Origin of the sequence: Streptomyces curacoi (assembly GCF_001513975.1) — a bacterium.
GTDB classification, from domain to species: Bacteria; Actinomycetota; Actinomycetes; order Streptomycetales; family Streptomycetaceae; genus Streptomyces; species Streptomyces curacoi.
Genome location: NZ_KQ947989.1, coordinates 654,924 through 676,431, shown reverse-complemented (window position 1 = coordinate 676,431; position 21,508 = coordinate 654,924). Strand labels below are relative to the sequence as shown.

At 71.2% G+C, this 21,508-nt stretch carries 14 protein-coding genes and 1 riboswitch; of the genes, 12 read left to right on the top strand and 2 right to left on the bottom strand.

Annotated features, from left to right (window positions below):
* Positions 1-231: 231 nt before the first annotated feature.
* Together AQI70_RS40325 and AQI70_RS23040 are read right to left on the bottom strand one after the other, a co-directional pair.
* The gene (locus AQI70_RS40325) at positions 232-1,644 is read right to left on the bottom strand and encodes a C40 family peptidase (protein WP_244181797.1); all 1,413 of its coding nucleotides are present in this window, start codon (positions 1,642-1,644) and stop codon (positions 232-234) included.
* Positions 1,645-1,700: 56 nt separating this feature from the next.
* Positions 1,701-1,875, bottom strand: a riboswitch (cyclic di-AMP (ydaO/yuaA leader).
* 142 nt (positions 1,876-2,017) lie between these two features.
* The gene (locus AQI70_RS23040; protein WP_208607416.1) at positions 2,018-3,088 is read right to left on the bottom strand and encodes an NAD-dependent epimerase/dehydratase family protein; all 1,071 of its coding nucleotides are present in this window, start codon (positions 3,086-3,088) and stop codon (positions 2,018-2,020) included.
* A gap of 740 nt (positions 3,089-3,828) precedes the next feature.
* Here AQI70_RS23040 and AQI70_RS23035 point away from each other — a divergent pair.
* From AQI70_RS23035 to AQI70_RS22980, 12 genes are all read left to right on the top strand, one after another.
* On the top strand, positions 3,829-5,694 hold the full coding sequence (locus AQI70_RS23035) for a phage tail sheath subtilisin-like domain-containing protein (RefSeq protein WP_062153057.1): 1,866 nt from the start codon (positions 3,829-3,831) through the stop codon (positions 5,692-5,694).
* A 33-nt stretch (positions 5,695-5,727) separates the two neighbouring features.
* Positions 5,728-6,252, top strand: a complete 525-nt coding sequence (locus AQI70_RS23030; protein WP_004003113.1) for a phage tail protein — start codon at positions 5,728-5,730, stop codon at positions 6,250-6,252.
* A gap of 26 nt (positions 6,253-6,278) precedes the next feature.
* Positions 6,279-7,016, top strand: coding sequence for a T4 family baseplate hub assembly chaperone (locus tag AQI70_RS23025; protein ID WP_062153054.1), 738 nt, complete (start codon positions 6,279-6,281; stop codon positions 7,014-7,016).
* Complete coding sequence (locus tag AQI70_RS23020) at positions 7,009-7,755, top strand: hypothetical protein (protein WP_062153052.1); 747 nt, start codon at positions 7,009-7,011, stop codon at positions 7,753-7,755. Before AQI70_RS23025 ends, AQI70_RS23020 begins: the two co-directional genes overlap by 8 nt.
* A gap of 88 nt (positions 7,756-7,843) precedes the next feature.
* Complete coding sequence (locus AQI70_RS23015) at positions 7,844-8,803, top strand: Pvc16 family protein (protein WP_062153050.1); 960 nt, start codon at positions 7,844-7,846, stop codon at positions 8,801-8,803.
* 33 nt (positions 8,804-8,836) lie between these two features.
* Positions 8,837-10,984 (top strand): ATP-binding protein, encoded by a 2,148-nt coding sequence (locus tag AQI70_RS23010; protein ID WP_062153048.1) that lies wholly within the window; start codon positions 8,837-8,839, stop codon positions 10,982-10,984.
* On the top strand, positions 10,975-11,271 hold the full coding sequence (locus AQI70_RS23005) for a hypothetical protein (protein ID WP_062153046.1): 297 nt from the start codon (positions 10,975-10,977) through the stop codon (positions 11,269-11,271). The genes AQI70_RS23010 and AQI70_RS23005 overlap by 10 nt, the downstream gene beginning before the upstream one ends.
* Positions 11,268-18,029, top strand: coding sequence for an eCIS core domain-containing protein (locus AQI70_RS23000; RefSeq protein WP_062153044.1), 6,762 nt, complete (start codon positions 11,268-11,270; stop codon positions 18,027-18,029). The genes AQI70_RS23005 and AQI70_RS23000 overlap by 4 nt, the downstream gene beginning before the upstream one ends.
* On the top strand, positions 18,026-19,258 hold the full coding sequence (locus tag AQI70_RS22995; RefSeq protein WP_062153042.1) for a hypothetical protein: 1,233 nt from the start codon (positions 18,026-18,028) through the stop codon (positions 19,256-19,258). The genes AQI70_RS23000 and AQI70_RS22995 overlap by 4 nt, the downstream gene beginning before the upstream one ends.
* Before the next feature lie 19 nt (positions 19,259-19,277).
* Complete coding sequence (locus AQI70_RS22990) at positions 19,278-19,964, top strand: hypothetical protein (RefSeq protein WP_062153040.1); 687 nt, start codon at positions 19,278-19,280, stop codon at positions 19,962-19,964.
* 10 nt (positions 19,965-19,974) lie between these two features.
* Positions 19,975-20,358, top strand: a complete 384-nt coding sequence (locus AQI70_RS22985; protein ID WP_062153038.1) for a LysM peptidoglycan-binding domain-containing protein — start codon at positions 19,975-19,977, stop codon at positions 20,356-20,358.
* Positions 20,351-21,490 (top strand): hypothetical protein, encoded by a 1,140-nt coding sequence (locus tag AQI70_RS22980; RefSeq protein WP_037890781.1) that lies wholly within the window; start codon positions 20,351-20,353, stop codon positions 21,488-21,490. The genes AQI70_RS22985 and AQI70_RS22980 overlap by 8 nt, the downstream gene beginning before the upstream one ends.
* Positions 21,491-21,508 lie beyond the last annotated feature (18 nt).

The following is a 21,508-nucleotide window of genomic DNA, read 5'->3' as shown; positions in this document are numbered from 1 at the left end:
CGGGTTCTCAGGTGGGGGAGGCTCACGGATACCGCCCGCCGGTTACGGCTGGAGCGCTTCACTAGCGCGCTCTAGTGGCAGGTACTATGCGGCTGTCCGCAGGTGATGTCAATGGGATTGTCAGGACGTATCGACAAGGCCGAGGTGGAAGGGCGGGCCATCGGCGCGTCGCCGGGAAAAGCAGAACCACCCCGCCTCACGGAGACGGGGTGGTGGCAGCCGGCCGAGCGCTCAGGCGGGTCGGATCACACTGTGGATCGCCGACTCCCCGGCGTAGTGGATCGACTCCTCACGGATGAGCGCCCCCGGGCCGGGAGCGTGGATCATCATGCCGTTTCCCGAGTAGATGCCGACATGACCGGCGTGGAAGAGGACGAGGTCACCCGGCTCGGCGTAGGGGAGGGCGATGCCGCGCCCGGCGGTCGCCTGTTCCTGCGGGGTGCGGGGGAGTGTGATGCCCGCGGCCTTCCAGGCGGCCTGGGTGAGGCCCGCGCCGTCGTAGGTGTTCGGGCCCGTCGTGCCCCAGACGCAGGGCTTGCCGAGCTGGGCGCGGGCGAAGTCCAGGGCGCGCACGGCCCGCGTGCCCTGGGGTGCTGTCGAGGCGATGGCGGGGGCCGGGCCGATGGCCTGGGCCGGGTCGATGGCGTGGCCCGGGTCGAGGGCCTGGCTCGTGTCCGTGGCCGCAAGGGCATCCACGGCCACCTCTGGCGTGGCGGGCCATGCGGTTGTGTTCGCCGGCACCGTGGTGAGGTCGCCCACCCGCTGCTCTTGCAGCACCTGCCACTGCGTCTCGGCCCAGTCCTGGTCGGAGGCCGGGGCGGCGCTCCAGGTGTCGGCGGCCGGCCCGGCCTCGATCGCCGCGCGTGCCGTGCTCTGCTGCGAGGCATGGGAGGACAGCAGCTCGCGGGCCTGGGCGAGCTTGCGCTGGTTCTTCTCCTTGGTCGCCTGTAGCGAGGACCGCTGGTGCGGATCGATCGCCGGCTCGACCGTCGACTCGATCACTGGCTCGATCACCGGCATGATCGCGGTTTCCGCGGCCGGCGCGGGCAGGGCGAGGGCGGTCCGGGTGGTCTCCTGCGGTGCCTCCGATGCGGCCGGCAGGGCGGCGACGGGGCCGGCGGTCAGCTCCGCCAAGGGGGCCGGGCCACCGGCCGAAGCGGCCGGCGACTCGGCGGCCGGCGCCGCGGGCAACTCCAGGGCGGTGCGGCCGGATGCCTCCAGGGCGCGGTCGCCGCGGGCGTCCCCCGCCCGCGCGGGACGTGTCCCCGTAGGGCGCTCCGGGCTTCTGTGCAGCGTGGCCGGATCCGTCGGGCCGAGCTTCGCGCGGGCCGCGTCGAACCATTGCCGGGTGACGCCGGCCGGCGCGGGATCGCCGCGCCTGCTCTCGTCGTTGCGGGCCACGGTGGCGGGCCGGCGCCCGGCGTCCGCCGGCCGGCTGACCCGCGCCCGCGGACTTTTCGCCGCCGCGCGGGTGGCGTTGAAGGTCCCCGTGTCGGACTCGGCCTGGTCGTAGAGGGAGCTGACCCGCCGGCTGACCTCGTCGCGGCTCGGTGTCTCGTCTCCGAGCGAGGGGGTGGCGTTGGCCGTCTGGGCCAGCAGGGCCACAGAGGTGAGGGCCGCCGACGCGAGGGTGGAATTGCGCATGCCGGGGAGGCTCAAAGCCCCCGGACGCGCGGTGCGTTCCGGCGCCATGGGCGACGTACTCCTTCCGTACTCCGCCTACCGGGTTGGCTGACGGGTTCGGGCGGTCGGTTCCGGAAGGTGTGCCCTACGGCCCTTGCCGCACAGGGCGGTTGGGCCGATTCACCCCACGTTCGGTCGGGTCCCCGGTTCCGGTGGCCCGGTGGGCGCACCTGGATTCGGCGGAGGCCGCGCGTCCCGGCGGGGTTCGCCGGAGGTCGTCGTGCGGCCTGAGCCGTAACCTAACCAACTTGTGTGTCTCGTGTGAAGATTGACGTGTGAAATGTCCGATACGTTTTTGTGACCTTCGACGCTTCACGTGGAGAGGCGGCCGTGCTCACTTCGCAGCGCGCTGGTTCCGCCACGCCTGGTAGTGATCCAGGACCGTCTGCTCGATCGGGCGGTAGGTGATGCCCAGTTCGCCCACGCTGCGACTGTTGTCCACCCGGAACCGGATACCGAGGTGCTTGCGGATGTAGTCCTGGGTCAGCCCGAACGCCGGGCCCAGGACGCGCACCGGCCAGTGCGGGAGCGCGGTGCGCGGGAGGCGGAGGTCGCGGGGATACCGGGTCCGGATGATGCGGGACATCTCGTGGAACGACGTCATGGTCCGGTCGGCGACGATGTAACGCCCCTTGGCGTCCGGGTTCTCGGCCGTGGCGATGTGCGCGTCGGCCGCCTCGCGCACGTCCACCGTGGTGAAGCTGAAGTCCGGTGCGCCGTAGAAGAAGTAGCCCTTGAACAGCTCCTCCAGCAGGAACAGGCTGCCGGAGTCCGAGGCGGGGGTGAGGGAGGGGCCCAGGATCAGGCCCGGGTTGACCGACACCATGCGCCAGCGGGCCTGGGCGGCCTCCGCCTCCCATGCCGCGCGTTCCGCCACCGTCTTGGCGTAGTGGTACGGGTTGTTCTCCACCGTGCTGGTGGTGTTGAAGTGCCGCTCGGACAGCACCGCGCCGTCCATGGCCAGGACATCGGCGTAGTCACCGAAGATCGCGCCCACGGTGGAGGTGAAGACGAGTCTGCCGACCGTCGGGGTCCGCTCGATGGCCGCCAGCACGTTCCGTGTGCCGAGGAGGGACGGGTCGACCATGTCCCGGCGCCCGTCCTTGATCTTCTCGGGCATCAGGAACGGCGACGCCACATGGAACACCACCCGGCAGTCGGTCATCGCCGCGTCGAAGGAGCCCTCCCTCAGCAAGTCGGCCTCGAACAGGGCGAGTCGGCCGGGGTGTGCCTGCTGCATCTCCCGCAGGGGCCGTACCTTCGCCCGGTCGGCCGTGCTGCGCACGGTGGTGTGGACCCGGTAGCCGCGCTCCAGAAGCCGCTTGACCAGGTGACTGCCGACGAACCCACTGCCACCGGTCACCAGCACGGTCCCCGAACCGTCCTCGCCCACGCCCTCACCCACCCTCAAGTCGTGCGGTCGGGGGTCACCTTAGGGCGCCCCGTCACCAGCGCGGCAGTCGCAGCTCGTACTCCGGATCGATCCGCCGCACATACCCGGTGTCGTCCCGGGAGCGCACCCCCGAATGTCCTGGGTTGAGATACATGACCTTGTTTCACGCATCTAAATGATCGGCCAAGCTGCGAAGGGTTTCGGTCGTATGTCAAGACATGGCGGCGGGATATCACCGGTCCTGCAAGGAGTGGGTGCCGGAGTGATGGGTACGCGTCACCGTCGGAAAACCGGCCACTGTGTGTTGTGTGCGACTCGGGGAGGCGCACGGGCGTGCGACCAGTCGAACGGCAGGGGTAGGGGCCCTTCGGTGGCGATCCGGCTTCGTCCGGGGCCCCTTGGTGACACCCGCTGTGTGGAAAATGTGAACCAGCTGGCCGGGGCGCGCAGGCGGGATGTGTGGATGCGGGGAGGGGGTCTTCATCAAACCCCCTCGCGAGCTGGCCTGAAGGCGCCTTGCTGGGCCAACTTCGAACACAGCAAGGTGGGTTGAGCACTTGAGCATCAGGAGTCACAAGCGCGTTGCTTGAGCCGTGCGGCCGACCGCCCACGGTGATGACGGGGGAACTGTTGCGGTGCACGTGCCGGCGTCGCTCGTGTGAGTGGCGTTTTCGTGCCCCGAGTCGGGAATGCCTCCCTCTGCCATCTCTTGGTGCCTTTGTCCGGTACCCGAGACAGGGATAGGAGGGGGAATGCCGATGAGCGCGGTCAGCGCCGCCAAGCCGACGTATCCCGGCGTCTACGTAGAGGAACTTCCCAGCAGCACCCGCACCATCTCGACCCTGACCACGTCCGTGACCGCCTTTGTGGGGCACACCCGGCGGGGTCCGCTCAACGAGCCGGTACGCGTCACCAGCTTCGCGGAGTTCGAGCGCCGCTTCGGAGGCCTGAGCGCACAGAGCGCCGTCGGCTACGCGGTCCACCAGTTCTTCGGCAACGGCGGCACCATCGCGGTGATCGTCCGCGTCGCCAAGGCCGGCAGCGGCAAGGCCGCCTGCGTCACCCTCAAGTCCACCGAGGGCCACAGCGAGGGCCCGGTCCTCGAAGTGCACGCCAAGGAGCCCGGCGTCTGGGGCAACGGCCTGCGCGTCGCCGTCGACCACGACACACCGTGCCCCGACGAGACCTTCAACCTCAGGGTCTACGATGCCAAGGGCGACGCCCGCGAGAGCTTCACCGGCCTGTCCATGGACCCCTCGCACGGCCGCTACGCGCAGACCGTGATCAATGCGGGCTCCAAGCTGATCCGCGTCGAGGTCGTCGGCGAGGGCCGTCCCGACCCGTCCGGCACCGTCTCCAAGCCCTTCGGCGACGAACTGCCGAACCTGGCCGTCGACCTGACCGTCAAGATCGGTGAAGTGGAGCGCGAGTTCAAGCTCTACGACCCCGACTGCGACGGCGAAGCCCCGTGCAGCGTGGCCGAGTTGGCGCTGCTCCTGGAGCGCAAGCTGCGCGCCCTGCCCGACGCGCCCGGCAAGCACGCCTTCGCGGGCGCCGAGGTCACCGCCTTCGGCCGCCGGATCCAGGTCGTCGCCGGCTCCACCGACCCCGAGGACGTCGTCCGCTTCCTCGGCGAGTGCGCCAACGACCTCGGGCTGGAGGCCTCCGTCAACCCGCCGGTCTTCCCGCTGGAGGGCGGCGAGGACGGCGCGGCGCCCGGTCCGCGCGACCTCATCGGCTCCGAGGGCGACAAGACCGGCATCCAGGCGCTGCGCGGCGTCGCCGACGTCAACCTGCTGGCGCTGCCGGAGCTCGCGGCGTACGAGAAGACCGAGGACGCCCTCACCGTCATCTCGGCCGCCCAGCGGCTGTGCGCCGAGCGGCGGATCTTCCTGCTGGTCGACGCGCCGAGCACCTGGGTCAGCGTCGACACCGCACGCGCCGGGCTCGCCGCCTTCGACGCCGTGCGCGGCAACCACGCGGGCCTGTACTTCCCGCACCTGCAGCTCACCGACCCGCTCACGGGCCGGCTGCGCTCCTTCCCGCCGTCCGGCGCGGTCGCCGGCGTCATCGCCCGCACCGACTCCGAGCGCGGCGTGTGGAAGGCCCCGGCCGGCACCGAGGCGCGGCTCGCGGGCGTGCACTCGCTCACGGTCAACCTGACCGATCGCGAGACCGGGCTGCTCAACCCGCTCGGCGTCAACTGCCTGCGGACCTTCCCGGTGACCGGCCCGGTCGTCTGGGGGGCGCGCACGCTGGAGGGTTCGGACGCGCTCGACAGCGAGTGGAAGTACGTGCCCGTACGGCGGCTCGCGCTGCACGTCGAGGAGAGCCTCCAGCGCGGTCTGCAGTGGGTGGTCTTCGAGCCCAACGACGAGAACCTGTGGCAGCAGATCCGGCTCGCCGCCTCCTCGTATCTGCACACCCTCTTCCGCCAGGGCGCCTTCAAGGGCAGCACCCCGCGCGAGGCGTACTTCGTCAAGTGCGACAGCGACACGACGACCGCCGAGGACATCGAGAACGGCATCGTCAACGTCCTCGTCGGCATCGCACCGGTGCGGCCGGCCGAGTTCGTGATCGTCAAGATCCAGCAGACGTCCGGGCAGTTCGCGCTCTAGGCGCCGGGAATCGTGGAGAACTGAAGGAATCCGATGGCTGAGTTCACGGTCAACGCGCATCGCTTCGACCCCTACAAGAACTTCAAGTTCCTGGTCCTGTGGGACGGTCGGACGGTCGCCGGCATCAGCAAGATCAGTCCGCTGAAGCGGACGACCGAGGTCGTCAAGCACCGCCACGGCGGCGACCCCTCCTCCCCGCGCAAGTCGCCGGGCCGCTCCGAGTTCGAGGGCATCACCCTGGAGCGCGGCGTCACCCACGACCCCGAGTTCGACCGCTGGGCCAACAAGGTCTGGCAGGTCGGCGCGGGTCTCGGCTCCGAGGTGTCCCTCGCCGACTTCCGCAAGGACATCGTCATCCAGGTCCTCAACGAGGCCGGCCAGGTCGCCGTCTCGCACAAGCTGTACCGGACCTGGCCCAGCGAGTACCAGGTCCTCGGCGAGCTCGACGCCAACGCCAACGCGGTGGCCATCCAGTCGCTGAAGCTCGAGTGCGAGGGCTGGGAGCGGGACTACGAGGTGCCCGAGCCGGAGGAGCCGTCGTTCCTCAACCCAGCTTGAGCAGTGGGTAGTTGAGGGGGGACGAGATGGCGATCACCGGGGCGGCCGAGCTGCTGGCCACCTGGGAGGCGGGTCTCGCCGAAGCACCGACGGGGCGCGCCCTGCTGCTGCACCGCACGGCGCGCCCGGACGTCGAGGCCGCGACCCTGCCGGTGCTGCCGGTGGGCGAGCGCGAGGCCGACCTGTTCGCGCTGCGCCGCGCCCTGTTCGGGGAGCGGATGCAGGTGCGGCTGGAGTGCACGGCGTGCGGGGCGGACATGGAGTTCGACCTGGACGCCGGGGAGTTCGCGCGCTCGCTGGGCAAGACCGGCACCCCGGGGGAGCCCGTGGTGCGCGTCGAGCAGGACGGCTGGGACGTGCGGTTCCGGTTGCCCGGTGTCGCCGACCTGACGGCGGCGGCCCGGGCGGCCGACCCGCGCGCCGCCCTGCTCGCCCGGTGCCTCGTCTCGGCGGAACGCGACGGAGCGGCCGTGGCCGCCGGGGATCTGCCGGTGCCGGTCCAGCGCCGGATCGCCGAGGCGGTCGAGGCCGCCGACCCGGGCGCCGACGTGGCGCTCAACGTCGGCTGCCCGGAGTGCGGCGCGGCCACCCGGGCCGAGCTGGACATCGCCTCCTACCTGTGGACCGAACTGGACGCCTGGGCGAGGGACCTGCTGCTCGACGTCCATCTGCTCGCCACGTCGTACGGCTGGAGCGAGCCGGAGATCCTGGCGCTCAGCCCGCTGCGGCGCCGCTACTACCTGGAGCTGTGTGCGGATGTCTGACGCCGACGGGGCACCGCTTCCCGACTTCCTCGACCGGCTGATCGCCCGGCACGCCCAGGCCGCCGCCGGTCCGCGCCCGGGTGTGACGCGGGTGCGTCCCCGGCTGCCCGGGCCGTTCGAGCGGGTCGAGGCGGTACGGAACACGGCACCGGAACCGGACGACGGCTCCGACCTGCTGTGGCCATCCGCCACGCCGTCGGCCGCCCGGCAGGGGGACACGCCGCGCCCGGCGACGCCCGCGGCCCGGCTGCACACGGAACGCGAGCGGACCGTCGTACGCACCGAACGCGCCCCGGCGGACCCCGCACCGCGGCCCGCCCCGAGGGCCCTGCCCGAGGCACCGCTGCTGCGCCCCCTGGCGCCGGTGGCGCCCGGCCCGCGGCCGGCACCTGACGCCGCGCAGCGGGCGGCGGGCCGGGGACGCCAGGACCGGGGCACCCCCCAGAGCGCGGCGTCCGTGCCCATCCCCCCGGGCGCGGACGCCGCTGCCCCCGCCGCCGCGGCCGCCTCCCTGCGGCCCAGCGCCGCGGACACCGCGGCGGCGCGGGACGCCGTACGACAGGCCGCGGCACGGCGTCCGTCGCGGGCGCCCGAGCAGGTGGTCCAGGTGCAGATCGGGCGGCTGGAGGTGACGGCGGGACCGGCGCCGTCCGGCGGCACCCGGCAGCGGACGCCTTCGACGGGACGGCCGGGGACGACCCTGAGCCTCGCGGAGTACCTGGCGCGGGGGCGGGAGTGAACCACACCGAGGGATCAGCAGGTGGCGCGGGGGAGCGCGTGAACCGCCGAGGGATCAGCAGGACGACAGGAACCGAGGAACCGACTTCATGAGCAACGCACTCGCCATCGCCCATGTCACCCAGGCCCTCGCCCTGCTGCTCGAGTCCAACCTGGGCCCGGAGTTCGACGAGGCCGTGAAGGTGGAGCCGCGCAAGCCGCCGGCGGAGCCGCCGGACCACCCCACCATCAACGTGTTCCTCTACCAGGTCACGCCCAACACCGCGATGCGCAACAGCGACCTGCCGACCCGGGCCGCCGACGGCACCCTGTTGAAGCGGCCCGCCGCCGCGCTGGACCTGCACTACCTGATCAGTGCGTACGGCGACGAGACGACCCTGGTCGGGCAGCGGCTGATCGGCTCCGTGGTGCGCACCCTGCACGAGATCCCGATCCTGCCGAAGGACGTCATCGAACAGTCCGGTGAACTCCCGCACCTCACGGGCAGCGACCTCGCGGAGGCGGCGCAGCGGGTGCGGTTCACTCCGACGGTGATGGACATCGACGAGACGTCGAAGCTGTGGGGGATGCTCTACCAGACGCCGTACTCCCTCTCGGTGGTCTACCAGGCGACCCTGATCTTCATCGACGGGCGTGAGAAGCCGGTGCCCGCCAGGCCCGTGGAGCGGCCCGAGGTCCGGGTGCTGCCGTTCGGGGCGCCGGGGGCGCCCGTTCCGCCGGGGGCGGGGACGGAAGCCGAGGCAGCTGACAGGGCGTCGGTGAATGGTTCCGCCCAGGCGGTCGACGCGGCCGGTGCCGAGCGGGGCGGGGCGCCCACGACGGCCGTCGCCAGGACCCAGGCGAAGAGCCCGGCCACGGCTCCCGAGAAGGCTCCACAGAAGGCTCCGCCGAGGGCACCACAGAAGGCGGTTGCCAAGACCACCGCCAAGTCGACCGCGAAAACGCCCGCCAAGGCCCCGGCACGTGGCCGCAAGGCGGCGCAGGCACCCAGGCCGGCCAAGGCGGGCGACGCGGAGACGGACGGCGGGGCCGAAGGCACCGAGAACTGAGACGACATGGGGACGACGGGGGCAGGTCAGGACATGGGGACGAACGCGCCGGACGCGGCGGGCACTTCGGGTGCGACGGGCGCCGAGCGGGGCCGTGACGGCCGTGACGGCCGTGCGACGCTGACCGCGGAGATCGGCCGCGTCCTCGCCCGCGTCGACGCCCATGCCGCACGCGCCCGGCACGCGGCGCGGACGGCGCGTCCCGCCACCGCGGAGACGCAGGCGGAGACCGCCGCTCCCGAGCACGCGAGGGACACCGGGGCCGCCCTGGGCGACTCCGCCGTGCGTCCGGGACGTCCGGACGACGCGGGATCCAGCACCCCGCCACCCGCCGACCCGACGCCCGCCCCCGCCACGGCGGTTGCCGCCCCCAGCCCCACGACCGCCCCCCTCGACGCCCTCGTCACCTGCTTCGGCCTCACCTCCTTCGAACGCGACCTGATCCTCCTCACCGCCGCCGACGAACTGGACCCCACCACGGCCGCCCGCTGCGCCGCGGCCTGCGGTGACCCGCAGCGGGCGCACCCGACCTTCTCCCTCGCCCTGGCCGCCCTCGCCGAACCGCACTGGAGCGCCCTCACGCCCGTCGCGCCGCTGCGGCGCTGGCGGATCGTCGAGCTCGACGACGAGTCCCGGCTGACCACCTCCCGGCTGCGGCTCGACGAGCGGATCCTGCACTTCCTGCTGGGCTCGCCCTACCTGGACGCCCGGCTGCACGGCCGCCTGCGCCGCACCCCGGTGCCGGAGCAACTGCCGCCGTCGTACGACCTGGCCGCCGGCCGGGTCGCCGAGGGCTGGACGACGGGGGCGAGCCCGGACGCGCCGCTGCTCGTCGAGGTGACCGGCGGCGACCTGCGCAGCCGTGCCGACATCGCCGCCGCCGCGGCCGCCCGGTCCGGGCTCGGGCTGTACGCCATGGGCGCCGAGGACATCCCGGCCGACCCCGCCGAACGCGACCGGCTCGCCCGGCTGTGGCAGCGCGAGGCGATCCTGCTGCCCGCCGCGCTGCTGGTGGAGGTGGGCGAGCTGGACCGCGACCAGCGGGCGGCGACCGAGGCGTTCCTGGCCGGGGCCGCCGTACCGGTCGTCGTCTCCAGCGAGGATCCGCTGCGGTCGGACCGGCCGCACGGTGTCAGGGTCGCCGTGCCGCGGCTCGACGACGAGGAGCAGGTCGAGCTGTGGGCCCAGGCGTTCCAGCCCGTGGCCGACCTCGACGACCAGGAACTGCGGTCGCTGGTCGCCCAGTTCCAGTTGCCGCCGCACGTCATCCGTTCGGCCGCCGCCACCGTGCGCCGCCGCCTGCCCTACGAGGACGACCTCGACGCCGCCGAACTGGCCTGGCGGGCGGGCCTGGAGGAAGCCCGGATCGGCATGGACGAGCTGGGCCGCCGTATCGAACCGCAGGCCGGCTGGGACGACCTGGTCCTGCACGAACGGCAGACCGGTGTGCTGCGCGAGATCGTCGCGCACGTCCGGCAGCGGGCCACCGTCCACCAGGAGTGGGGTTTCGCCGGCACCCTGCGCCGCGGCCTCGGTGTCACCGCGCTGTTCGCGGGCGGCTCCGGCACCGGCAAGACGCTGGCCGCCGAGGTCATGGCCAAGGAACTCGGCCTCGACCTGTTCATCGTCGATCTCTCCCAGGTCGTCAGCAAGTACATCGGCGAGACCGAGAAGAACCTCCGCCGGGTCTTCGACGCCGCCGAACGCGGCGGTGCGCTGCTGCTGTTCGACGAGGCCGACGCGCTGTTCGGCAAGCGCAGCGAGGTCAAGGACAGCCACGACCGGTACGCCAACCTGGAGGTCAGCTACCTGCTGATGCGCATGGAGGCCTACCGGGGGCTCGCCATCCTCACCACCAACATGAAGAAGGCCCTCGACACCGCCTTCCTGCGCCGTATCCGCTTCGTCGTCGACTTCCCCTTCCCGGCGGAGCACGAACGCGCCGAGATCTGGCGCCGGGTACTGCCCTCGCGGGCCCCGCTCAAGGACATCGACCCGGACCTCCTCGCCCAGCTCACCGTCGCGGGCGGCTCGATCCGCAACATCGCGCTGTCCGGTGCCTTCCTCGCCGCCGAGGAGGGCGACCGGCTGCAGATGCGGCACATGCTCGCGGCGGCCCGCACGGAGTACCAGAAGCTGGAGCGCTCCCTGACACCGGGGGAGGTGCGGGGATGGGTGTGAGCGGGGAGGCCCACAGAGAGCCTCGTGAGATCCGGGTGGAGATCGGCGAACTCGCCCTCCACGGCTTCCGGGTGGACCCGGAGCGGGTGTCGGTCGCCTTCGAACGCGAACTGACCCGCCTGGTCCGGGTCCACGGCGTTCCGCTGGCCGCGGACGGTGCCCTGACCCTCGACGCGCTGTCCGGACTGCCGCCCCTGCCCGCCGGACTGTCCGCCCGCCGCCTCGGCCAGGAACTGGCCCGCGCGGTGCACGAAGGGCTCAGTGGCCACGGGGAGGTGACGCGATGAGCTCCCAGTCCCAGGACGCCCGTGCCGAGCAGGCCGCCGAACAGCGCCGCCGCAAGCGCAAGGAGCGTGCCGCCAAGTCCCGTACACCGGAGCCCAAGGACATCGTCAGCGGCGCCGGACAGCCGCTCGACCCGGGCGTGCGCAGGGAACTGGAGGAACAGCTCGGCCACGACCTCAGCCGCGTCCGCCTGCACACCGGCCGGGACGCCGGGCAGCTGACCGAGCTGCTCGGCGCCGACGCGGTCGCCGTCGGCCAGGACGTCTTCTTCCGCGAGGGCGCCTTCAAACCGGGCACGGACGAAGGCCGCCGCCTGCTCGCCCACGAACTCCTGCACACCGTCCAGAACCCGCACGGCCTCGGCACCCTGCGGGCCGGGCGTGAACTGGGCGCGGTGAGCCTGCCGCAGCAGGCGATCGAGCGGGAGGCGGAGTCGGCGGCGCGGGATCTCGTACGAGAGCCGGAGTCCCGGCCCGAGACGGCGGACGTCGAGCAGGACCAGGCCACACCCGGCTGGCTGCGCTACGCCACCGTCGACGCCGACCGCAACCGCGCGGAGGCCATCGACCCGGCGACCCTCGTCGACCGCCTCGCCAACTCCCTCGTACGGTCCCTGCGCGGCGACCCCGAGGACCTGTCCCAGCGCACCCGCAAGCAACTTGCCCGACTGCCCGAGGAGTTGCTCGACGGCGTCCTCGTACGCCTGGAGAGCCGCCTGCTCGGCTCGGAGCACGACCGGGTACTCGATCTCGTCGACGAGATCGAGGCGTACGACGACTACGCCGAGGACGGTCTGGAACGGGACGCGCACGACGCCCCGGAGATCGAGCCGGACACGGCGGAGGAAGTGCGTACCGAGCGCGAGAACGCGCTGCGCACGGCCGAGGAGCGGCGGGCCGAGGAGGAACGGCCCCGGCTCGCGCCCGGGCCGGAGAAGGAGCAGTCCGGCGAGGAGGGCGCGGCCGGCAGCACGCCGCAGAACGGCGGCACCGCGGAGCACGGGACCACACCGCAGGGCGGAGGCGCGCCCGGCGGGGCGGGGCACGGGGCGCCGGCCGTCGAGGGATCCGGGTCGGGTTCCGGGTCGGCTGCGGGCTCGACGTCCGGTGGGACGGCGTCCCGCGAGGAGCAGGACTCGTCCTCCTCATCCTCCTCGTCAGGGTCCGGCGGCGGACGGCAGCAGGGGGAGAACAAGTCCGCCGATTCGGCGTCGGGCAAGGGCTCCGCGAAGTCGGGCGGCAAGGAGCAGTCGGGGGACTCGGGTGGCAAGCAGAAGTCCGGGGAGTCGGCCGGCAAGGAGCAGACCGAGCGGCAGGACGCGGCCGCCGCGAGCAAGGAGGAGTCCGCGGCGAAGAACCGCCCGGGCGCGGCCGAGGCGGTCGTGGCCGGACGGCAGGTGAAGCAGCAGGACAAGCGGGGGCAGCAGAAGCCGACCGGTTCACCGACGGCGTCCGGCAAGGACACCCAGCTGCCCGGCAAGCTCAGCACGCTCGACGGCAAGCGCAACCAGGATCTCGCCGGGCTGGACGAGGAGACCGACGAGGACCCGTTCGGCTCCGGCAGCGAGTCGGAGGTCGAGGTCGGGGGCGAGGAGCCGAGCGCCTGGGACGTCAAGCTCCAGCCGGACGACTTCGTTCCGCAGCAGGACCTCGACATCTCCGCCGTGCCGACCGCGGACGAACTGGACCCGTCCGCGCCCGCGTCCGCCCGGACGACTCCGTCCTTCCCCGCACCGCCGCCGACGAAGGCCGAACAGATCCAGGCCGAGCGGGAGGCGGAGGACGCCGAGGACGAGGCGGCCGAGCCCGAGGAGGAGCCGGCCGACACCGCCACGGAGCCGGAGTCCGCCGCCCCGGAGACCGAAGGCGGGCCCGACAGCGGTACCGGGCTGGGCGCTCTGGCACTGCAGCAGGCCACCGCGCCGTCCGTATCGGGCACCCGGGACCCCAAGAGCGGCGACGACCCCAAGGTGGGGCCGGTCGCGGCGCAGACCACGGTGCAGGAGGCGCCGGGCAAGCAGGAGGGGAAGTCCGAAGGCGGAAGTGCGGCCAAGGAGACGGCCGCCAAGGAGGAGAAGGGCACGGCCGCGGCGGGCGACAAGGGTGCCGCCGCGCCGGAGAAGGAGTCACAGCAGGCCAAGGGTGGCCAGTCGGCGCAGAGTGACGCCGGGGCGAAGGAAGCCGGCGCGGGCGGCGGCGACGGCGGCGGCTCGGCGGAGCCCGGCACGCAGGGGGAGCAGAGCGGGGGTTCCGCGCAGGAGGCGTCGAATGTCGGCGGGGGCGGAACCACAGCGCCCGGGGCGTCCGACGGGACGGGAGGTGCCGGTACGGCGAACTCGTCCGGGACGTCCGGGACTTCGGGCTCCTCCGGTGCCGAGTCGGCCGGTGAGGCGCCGGCGCGGGAGAGCCGTACCCAAGCGCCTGCTCGTACGGAGACACCGGCGGCGCCGGCCCGGTCGGCGCCCGCGTCCGCACCCGCCGCCGCTGCGAAGTCGGAGCCGGCGTCGGCGAAGGCGGCCCCGGAACCGCAGGCCGAGCGGGAGAGCGCACCGGCACCGAAGGCCGCGCGCGGCGGTGGTGGCACCGGTGGCGGAGGTGGTGGCGGTGGCGGTGGCGGCGGGGCCGCCCCGGCCGCCGGCAAGGGCAAGAAGGACTCCGCGCCGGTCCCGAACCTCTCCGGGGTCTCGCCGGAGGCCGGACTGGCGACGGCCTCGAAGCTCAAGCCGCACAAGGCACTTCAGGCCATGGGCGGGGTCGGCGGCGCGGTGGACCGCACGGTCGGCGACGAGCACAAGACGCTGGCCTCCGCACCCCCCTCGATGCAGCGCCCGGCGGGCGCGCCGCAGACGCTTCAGGGCAAGCCGAAGACGGACGCCCCGGCCGAGTACTCCGAGGACAAGCCGCAGGAGGCCCAGGCCCCGGAGCAGGAGAAGGCCGAGGTCACGGGCGCCAAGGAGCCCGAGGGCCAGATCGAGGCGGAGAAGGCCGAGGAGCCCGGCGGCTGGGACACCTTCAAGATGGCCCTCGGCTTCGGCATCGGCAAGGTCGCGAGCTGGCTCGGCTTCGAGGTGGACCCGCAGGAGCTGGCCGCCAAGTTCGCCGGGCTGCCGACGAAGGACGAGGCGCTCAAGCAGGCCCAGGCGGGCAACGCGCCGGGCGTGGAGCTGAAGGGCCAGGCGGAGCAGAGCGCCGGCGAGCAGGACGGCCATGTCGACGCCAAGGGCCAGGAGACCGTCGCGACGGCCCGCGACGACGCCGGGCGGGGCATGGGCGAGGACCAGGTCTACCCCAACGCGCCCAAGGAGGAGCTGACCGCCGAGGTTCCGGGCGCGCAGGGCGGCGAGGGCGTCGCGGTGGAGGGCGGCGGGGCCACGGGGGCCGTACCGCCGGAGGCCGCCTCCGAGGTGGCGGAGCACGAGCAGGGGCCGCAGTTCCAGGCGGCGTTCAGCGACGGCCAGAAGACCATGTCCGAGGGCCGGCAGGCCAAGGACCGGGACTTCCGGGACTCGCAGGCCAAGCACAAGCGGCAGGTCGACGCCGAGATCGCGACGAACACCGAGACGCAGGCCGGTGAGCGCGAGAAGGCCATGAGCGAGGTCACCGCCCAGCGGGAGGACTGGCGCAAGGAGCAGGACGAGGAGCTCAAGAGCCTCGGCGACAAGAAGACCGAGCGGCACGACAAGGTCCGCAAGGACGTCGAGGACAAGGAAAAGCAGACCGACGACAACGTCGAGAAGGAGAAGGAGGGCAGCGACAAGAAGATCCAGGACGAGAGCGACAAGGCGGAGCGCGACGCGGAGAAGCAGCGCGACGGTGCCGTCCAGGACTCGGGCAACTGGATCACCAAGGCTTTCGACTGGATCAAACAGAAGGTCATCGAGATCAAGAACGCGATCGTCCGGGTCATCCGGGCGGCGCGGGACGCGGTCGTCGGCTTCATCAAGAACTTCAAGGACACGGTCGAGCGCTGGATCAACGAGGCCCGTAAGAACATCGTCGAAGCGATCAAGAACCTCATCAAGGAACTGATCGAGTTCGCGCTGGCGATGGTGCGGGCGGTGATCGAACTGGCGGCACGGATCCGCAAGTTCATCACGGACCTGATCACGGCGGCGATCGCCCTGGTGCAGCGCCTGGCCGAGGCCCTGAAGAAGGCGATCACCGACCTCCTGAACGCCATCGGCAAGCTCCTGAGCAGCATCCTGGACGTCCTGAAGAAGGCGCTCCTCGACGCGGTCAAGGCGATCGTGGCGGCGGTGAAGGCGGTCCTTCAGTTCGCCTCCCGAATGCTCAGCGCGCTCGGCGAGTTCATGCTCATCGCGGTCGACTTCCTCTCCGACCCCGGCGGCTGGCTGAGCGGCGCCAAGAACTCCGCCGTCGACGGCGCGAAGAACCACCTGTTCCGCGAGGTCAAGGCGGCCGTCAAGGACTGGTTCCAGTCCAAGATCCAGGAGATCATCGGCGTTCCGAAGGCCATCCTGGACAAGCTGCTCAAGGGCGGCATCACCCTCGAACAGATCGTCAAGGAGACCTGGGACGCGATTGTCCCCCAACTCCCCTTCATCATCGGCGAGATCGTCATCACGAAGGTCATCGCCAAGCTCATCCCGGGCGCCGGCTGGGTCATGGCCGTCATCGACGCCATCCGCACAGCCATCGGCGCCCTCGGCGAGATCCTGCGCGCGATGGGCGCGGTCCTCGACTGGCTGAAGGCGGTCCGCAGGGGCGGCGCCGGCGTCCTCTTCGCGAAGGCGGTCGCGGCCGGCATCGTAGCCCTGCTCGAACTCGCCTACGAGGCACTGCTGTCCGGCATCGGCAAGTACGTCGCGAAGATCGGCCGCCGCTTCAAGGACATCGCCGCGAAGCTGGGCGGCAAGGACAAGGGGGACAAGCCGGGCGGGGGCAAGGGGGCGGGGGCTGACGGGGCGGACGACAAGGGGGGCAAGAAGAACGAAGAGCGCTCACAGCCGACTGCAGGCGCTCCGGCGGCCCGCCCGACCAGCACAGTCCCGCGTACCTCGCCCGGACGCACGCCCGCCACCCCCGGCGCCGGCCGCCCCAGGCCGGTCGGCCCGACCCCCGGCCGACCCGCCGCGGGTCCCGGTAGGACCGACGGCCGTGGACGTCCTCAGCCCGACCGGCCGGAGGCCCGACAGGACACCCGTCCGCCCGCACCCGCGAGCGCACGCCCGCGCCCGGAACCGCCGCAGCGTCCCAAGCCCGACCGGGACGCGCCCAACGGCAGGCAGCAGGACCGCCCGAGGGACGACCGGGACTCCACCCGCACCAGGGACGACGGCCGTTCACCGGGCCGGGACTCCAACCGGCCGGATGACCGCCGCCCGCAGGACTCTCGCCGCCCGGACCAGAACCCGAATCGCCCGAATGGGGAGCGATCTACCGGGCCCAGAGGAGACAAGGACGGGCCGGCAAGGCCCAAGGACGGCAAGGACGACGCCAGGCCGAAGGGCCGCAGGGACGACAACGACCGGGACGGCAGGAAGCCCAAGGAGCGCGACGAGGAGCCGAGGAAGCCGAAGGACGAGAAGGGTCGGCGACCCGGGAAGGACTCGGACCCGGTCAAGGAGAAGAAGGAGAAGCAGGACAAAAAGGACCGGCGCAAGAAGGAAGAGAACTCGAAGGAGTCGAAGGAGGAGCGACTGCGCAAGGCGGTGGCCCGAATTCGCCCCAAGCTGTTGAGCCTGCTCAGCAGGGGTGTGCGCCGCCCTGTGATGACGGCAACCCTCTCAGGAATGCGCGTCTGGTATCGCCTGACGGAGCTCCGGATGCAGGGTGGCGCTGAATTCAAGGTCATCGCGAGGTTGAACCCCGAGGAAGATGTGGTCAACGGCGTGGAGGTCGATGCCGAAGACCTCGAGGGCGTTCCCCAGCCCGGGACGCCGGAGCGTCGGGAAGGTCCGCAGAGTCGGGCGGACTCGCAGCCGCAGACCGACGAGGAGCCACAACAGGCCGCCGGCCCCAGTCCCAGGCCGGCCAGGACCGAGGGCGATGCCGCGGATCAGCGCGAGCAGAAGTTGTCCCCTGCCCTGCGCGCCATTCTGGAGAACGCGGGCCCGGAGGAGCAGGCGGAAGGTGCGCCGAAGCCCTGGGAGCCCCTTACCTGGGCCGAGGCGGAGGAGCGAGGCCACAAATCTGCCAACAAGAAGATCCAGGACCGTTCGAAGAAGTACACCCCCGACCACATACCGGCCGGCGCCGCTCTCATCCAGATGGAGAAGAACAGGGTCAAGGCTGCCGAACTGGAGCGAAGGCGCGAGGAGAAGGAAAGGGAGCTGCAACGCCCCCTGGAGCCGGACGAAATCGATGAGCTGTTGCCGGAGGATGAAGAGCAGGAGCTGTATCGGCGCGAGAAACTGCTCACCGTGAAGAAGCCCGGCAAAAAGAAGCGGGAACGGGACGAGAGGGCCCAGCGCGTTTACGACGAGGGCTTGACGATCAACCTCCCGCTGCCGCTGCACGAGAAGATATCAAGGACGTTCTTCAGGAGGTACAGGGATCCGGCGTTGCAGGAGGCAGACGCTCGGGATCCGGCCAAGGCCGTCGAAATGGACTACGAGACGTACCTCAAGCACCTGCTCGATGAGCAAGATTTGACTCCGGAAATCGTCGTCGCGTTCATACGGCATTACCGGCTCGTCATCAGGAGGGGCGACGTGGCGTACCGTGCGGCAACCGATAGGATGCTGCGGGATTACTACAGCAAGGCAGTTGAACTGCAGGCGCGAAGGGGCAGTCCGTGAGCACTTCCGAGATGGTGGCCGGAATCGCTGGTGACCAGTCATTGTCGGTCCGCGAGCGAGTCGACAGGATTGCGTTGGAATTGTCTCCCTCGGCCGATCGGGGACTGGGAGCCGTTGTCGAGTGTCTGCTCGAAACCGATGACGAGCGGATTGCGGGTTTCGCGGCGCAGTATCTGGCGCTGCTGCCGGCAGCGGCACCGGAGAAGACGCGAGTCGCGCAGCGGCTGCGGAGCTCCGGCCTGCCCGCTGTGCGCTCGGCGGCCCGCCTGGTTCCCTGGCTCGCCGACGATGTCCTCCGGGACTTCGTGGACGACTACCTGCGGAATCCGGAAAAAGGCTCGCCGTTGAACAGTGTGGCCTTCAACATCGCTGCCTATGCTCCGGAATTGCTCCGGCCCTTTGCCGACAGTATCGAGAACCGGTCGATCCATCGCGGTCTGCTGTCCGGTGCGCCGGAAGAACTGGTGGATGCCTTTCAGGAGAAGTGGCGCCGTGCGGGCGGAGCGGAAGACACTGGCCTCCTGGAGTCCCTGGCGCTGATTCGTACGGGTCATGCCGCGGCAGCCATCGCCTCAATGCAGGATGAGATCGCGGACCCTGATGAATGGGAACGGCTTCTCTGCCTCTCCGGACGCCTCCCCGACAGTGATCGAAGTGCAGGTTTCCTGCCTGCCTTGATGGGATCCGTCACCGGTGGCGGGGAGTCGCCGCACGCGATGGGTGGATCTCTTGGGAAGGCCATGCCGATCTGCCTTTCCTGCTCGGCTGCGACAGAACGAGTCCTCACCCTGTCGGCGGGCGATCTTCCTTTTGAGCTGAGCGCGGATCCCTCGTTCTTCTGGTACACCTGCGACTGCGGAATTCTGGATTCCGTCACCGTGCGCCTGACCTCTGATGGGATCGAGGTCTATCACGGGGAGCAGGGACCCTCGGATCCCGAACGTCGCATTGTGCCGGGCGATTTGTCACTCATCCTGGAACCGCACCGGAACCAGGTCGGCATCAGTATGCGGGCGACCGCGGGACAGTCTCGCTATCAGGTTGGAGGGCTGCCGCAGTGGATTCGGATCGAGGCCCATCCGCATTGTCCCGAATGCGGTAAGAGCATGCCTTTCCTGGCGTCTGTCGACAGTGGACCGACTCCGTACGGTCACATGGGCTTCACCGGCACCCTTTACGGGTTCTGGTGCGACGACTGTCAGGTTTCCGTCACAGAGTTTCAGGTCTGACCGCCGGAAAGGCTGAGAAGTGACCCGCTACGCCGACATCCCCAAACCCATCCGCTCCGGAATAGTCGTAGTCAACCCCGACACCGGCACCCCCCAGCGGATCATCGTCCTGCAGTTCAACCCGGACACCCTTGAGCGCAGTGTCGCCCCCCAGTCCGCCGGCGACAGTGGTGATTCCGGCAGCGGTGGCGCCGGCAGCGGGGACCGCAACGAGGCCCTTCGTCTCAAGGGGCCCGCCCAGGAGACCTGGAAGTTCACCGCCGAGATCGATGCGACCGACCAGTTCGAGATCGCCGCGCCCGACGGGATCCACCCGCAGCTCGCGACCCTCGAAATGCTGGTGCAGCCGACCGTCGCCCAGCTCCGCGCGGCGAGCAAGCTGTCGCAGAAGGGGGCCATCGAGATCAGTCCGATCGAGATGCCGCTGACGCTGTTCACGTGGGGGAGCAAGCGGGTCATGCCCGTGCGGCTGACCGAGCTGTCCGTCAACGAGTCCGCCTTTGACGTGAACCTCAACCCCATTCGCGCCTCCCTCAGCATCGGCATGAAGATCCTCACCGTCAGCGACCTGCCCGCAGGACACCGCGGCGCCGACCTGTACATGGCCCACCTCGCCCAGAAGGAACGCCTCGCCGCAGCCGCGCGCGGCGGCGGCCTGGGCTCGCTCGGGCTCTCCGGAACCAACGCCGTGATCGGAAGGGGCTGAGCAGCACACCATGGCCGGCATCGAGCCTTACGAGAGCGCCCTGGACGCCATCCCGGGCGCCCACCCCTATCCCCGCACCAGCCGCTATCACGACGCCGAGATCGCGATCCATCGGCTGCCCGACGGGACGGAAGTCCGTTACATCAAGCGGCGGTTGCTGCCCCCGCTCGACCAGACCGAGGACGGCGACCTCACCCTGCCGCACACCGTCGCCACCGGCGAGCGCCCCGATCTCCTCGCGCAGCGCTACTTCGGCGACCCCGGCCAGTGGTGGCAGATCGCCGACGCCAACCCCGTACTCGATCCACGCGAGTTGACCGACGAGGCCGGGCGCGTCATCGACATCCCGCTCGCCGGCGGGTTCCCCGGCGGCAGGGGAGACCGGCGTGTTTGATCTGCCCGTGGGGCAGGGCCCCGTCCACATCACGCTCCACATGGGGCCCAAGCTCGCCCGGCCCGTCCCGGCCGAGGTGACCGAGGCCCTGCTGTCCGCCCAGATCACCGCGACCGCGGGGGAGCGCAGCGGCTTCCAGCTCGCCTTCGACCTCACCAAGAACGGGCTCATCAGCCGGCGGCTCCTGCCGGAAGGGTTCTTCGATCCCAAGACCCGGCTCATCGTCACCGTCAGCGTCAAGGGCACCCCCGACGTGCTCTTCGACGGGCTCGTCGTCCGGCACGAGGTCGGCGCCAGCAACCAACCCGGCCACTCCACCCTCACCGTCACCGGCGAAGATCTGACGCTGCTCATGGACCTGGAGGAGCGCACCGCCCGGTATCCCAACCTGCCGCCCTCCGAGCGGGTGCTCGCCATCCTGCGCCGTTACTCCGACTACGGCATCCGGCCCGACGTCTACACCGAGAAGGTCGCCCAGCCCCCGCACCAGGACCTCCGCGTGCACTACCAGACCGGCACCGACCTGCAGTACGTCACCGAGCTCGCGCGCGCCAACGGCTACACCTTCTATCTGGAACCCGGACCCAACCCCGGCCAGTCCTCCGCCCGCTGGGGACCGGAGATGCGGCTCGGCATCCGCCAGCACGCCCTCAACGTCAACATGGACGCCAACTCCACGGTCGACCAGCTGACGTTCGCGTACGACGGCACGGCCCGCGAAGAGCCGCAGGCCCGTTGGCAGAACCCCGAGACCCGGCAGTCCGCCCTGCTCCCGCAGCCGTCCATCAGCCCGCTGCGCCCGCCCCTCGGCAAGCGGCCCACCCCGGCCCTGAAGCGCAGGACGCTCACCGGGACCGCCAAGCACCAGCGTGAGCAGGCCGAGGCGGAACTCCTCGCCCGTGCCGCCGTCTCCGCCGACGTCGTCTCCGGCTCCGGCTCGCTCGACGTCAACCGGCACGGCTACATCCTGCAGCCCCGCCAGCTCGTCGGTGTACGCGGCGCAGGACGGGCGTACGACGGCGACTACTTCGTCAAGTCCGTCACGCACAACCTCCGCCCGGGCTCCTACCAGCAGAACTTCACCCTCTCCCGAGAGGGCCTCGAAGCCCGCAGCGACTACGTCCGGCCGTAAGCCGCAACCACCCACGAC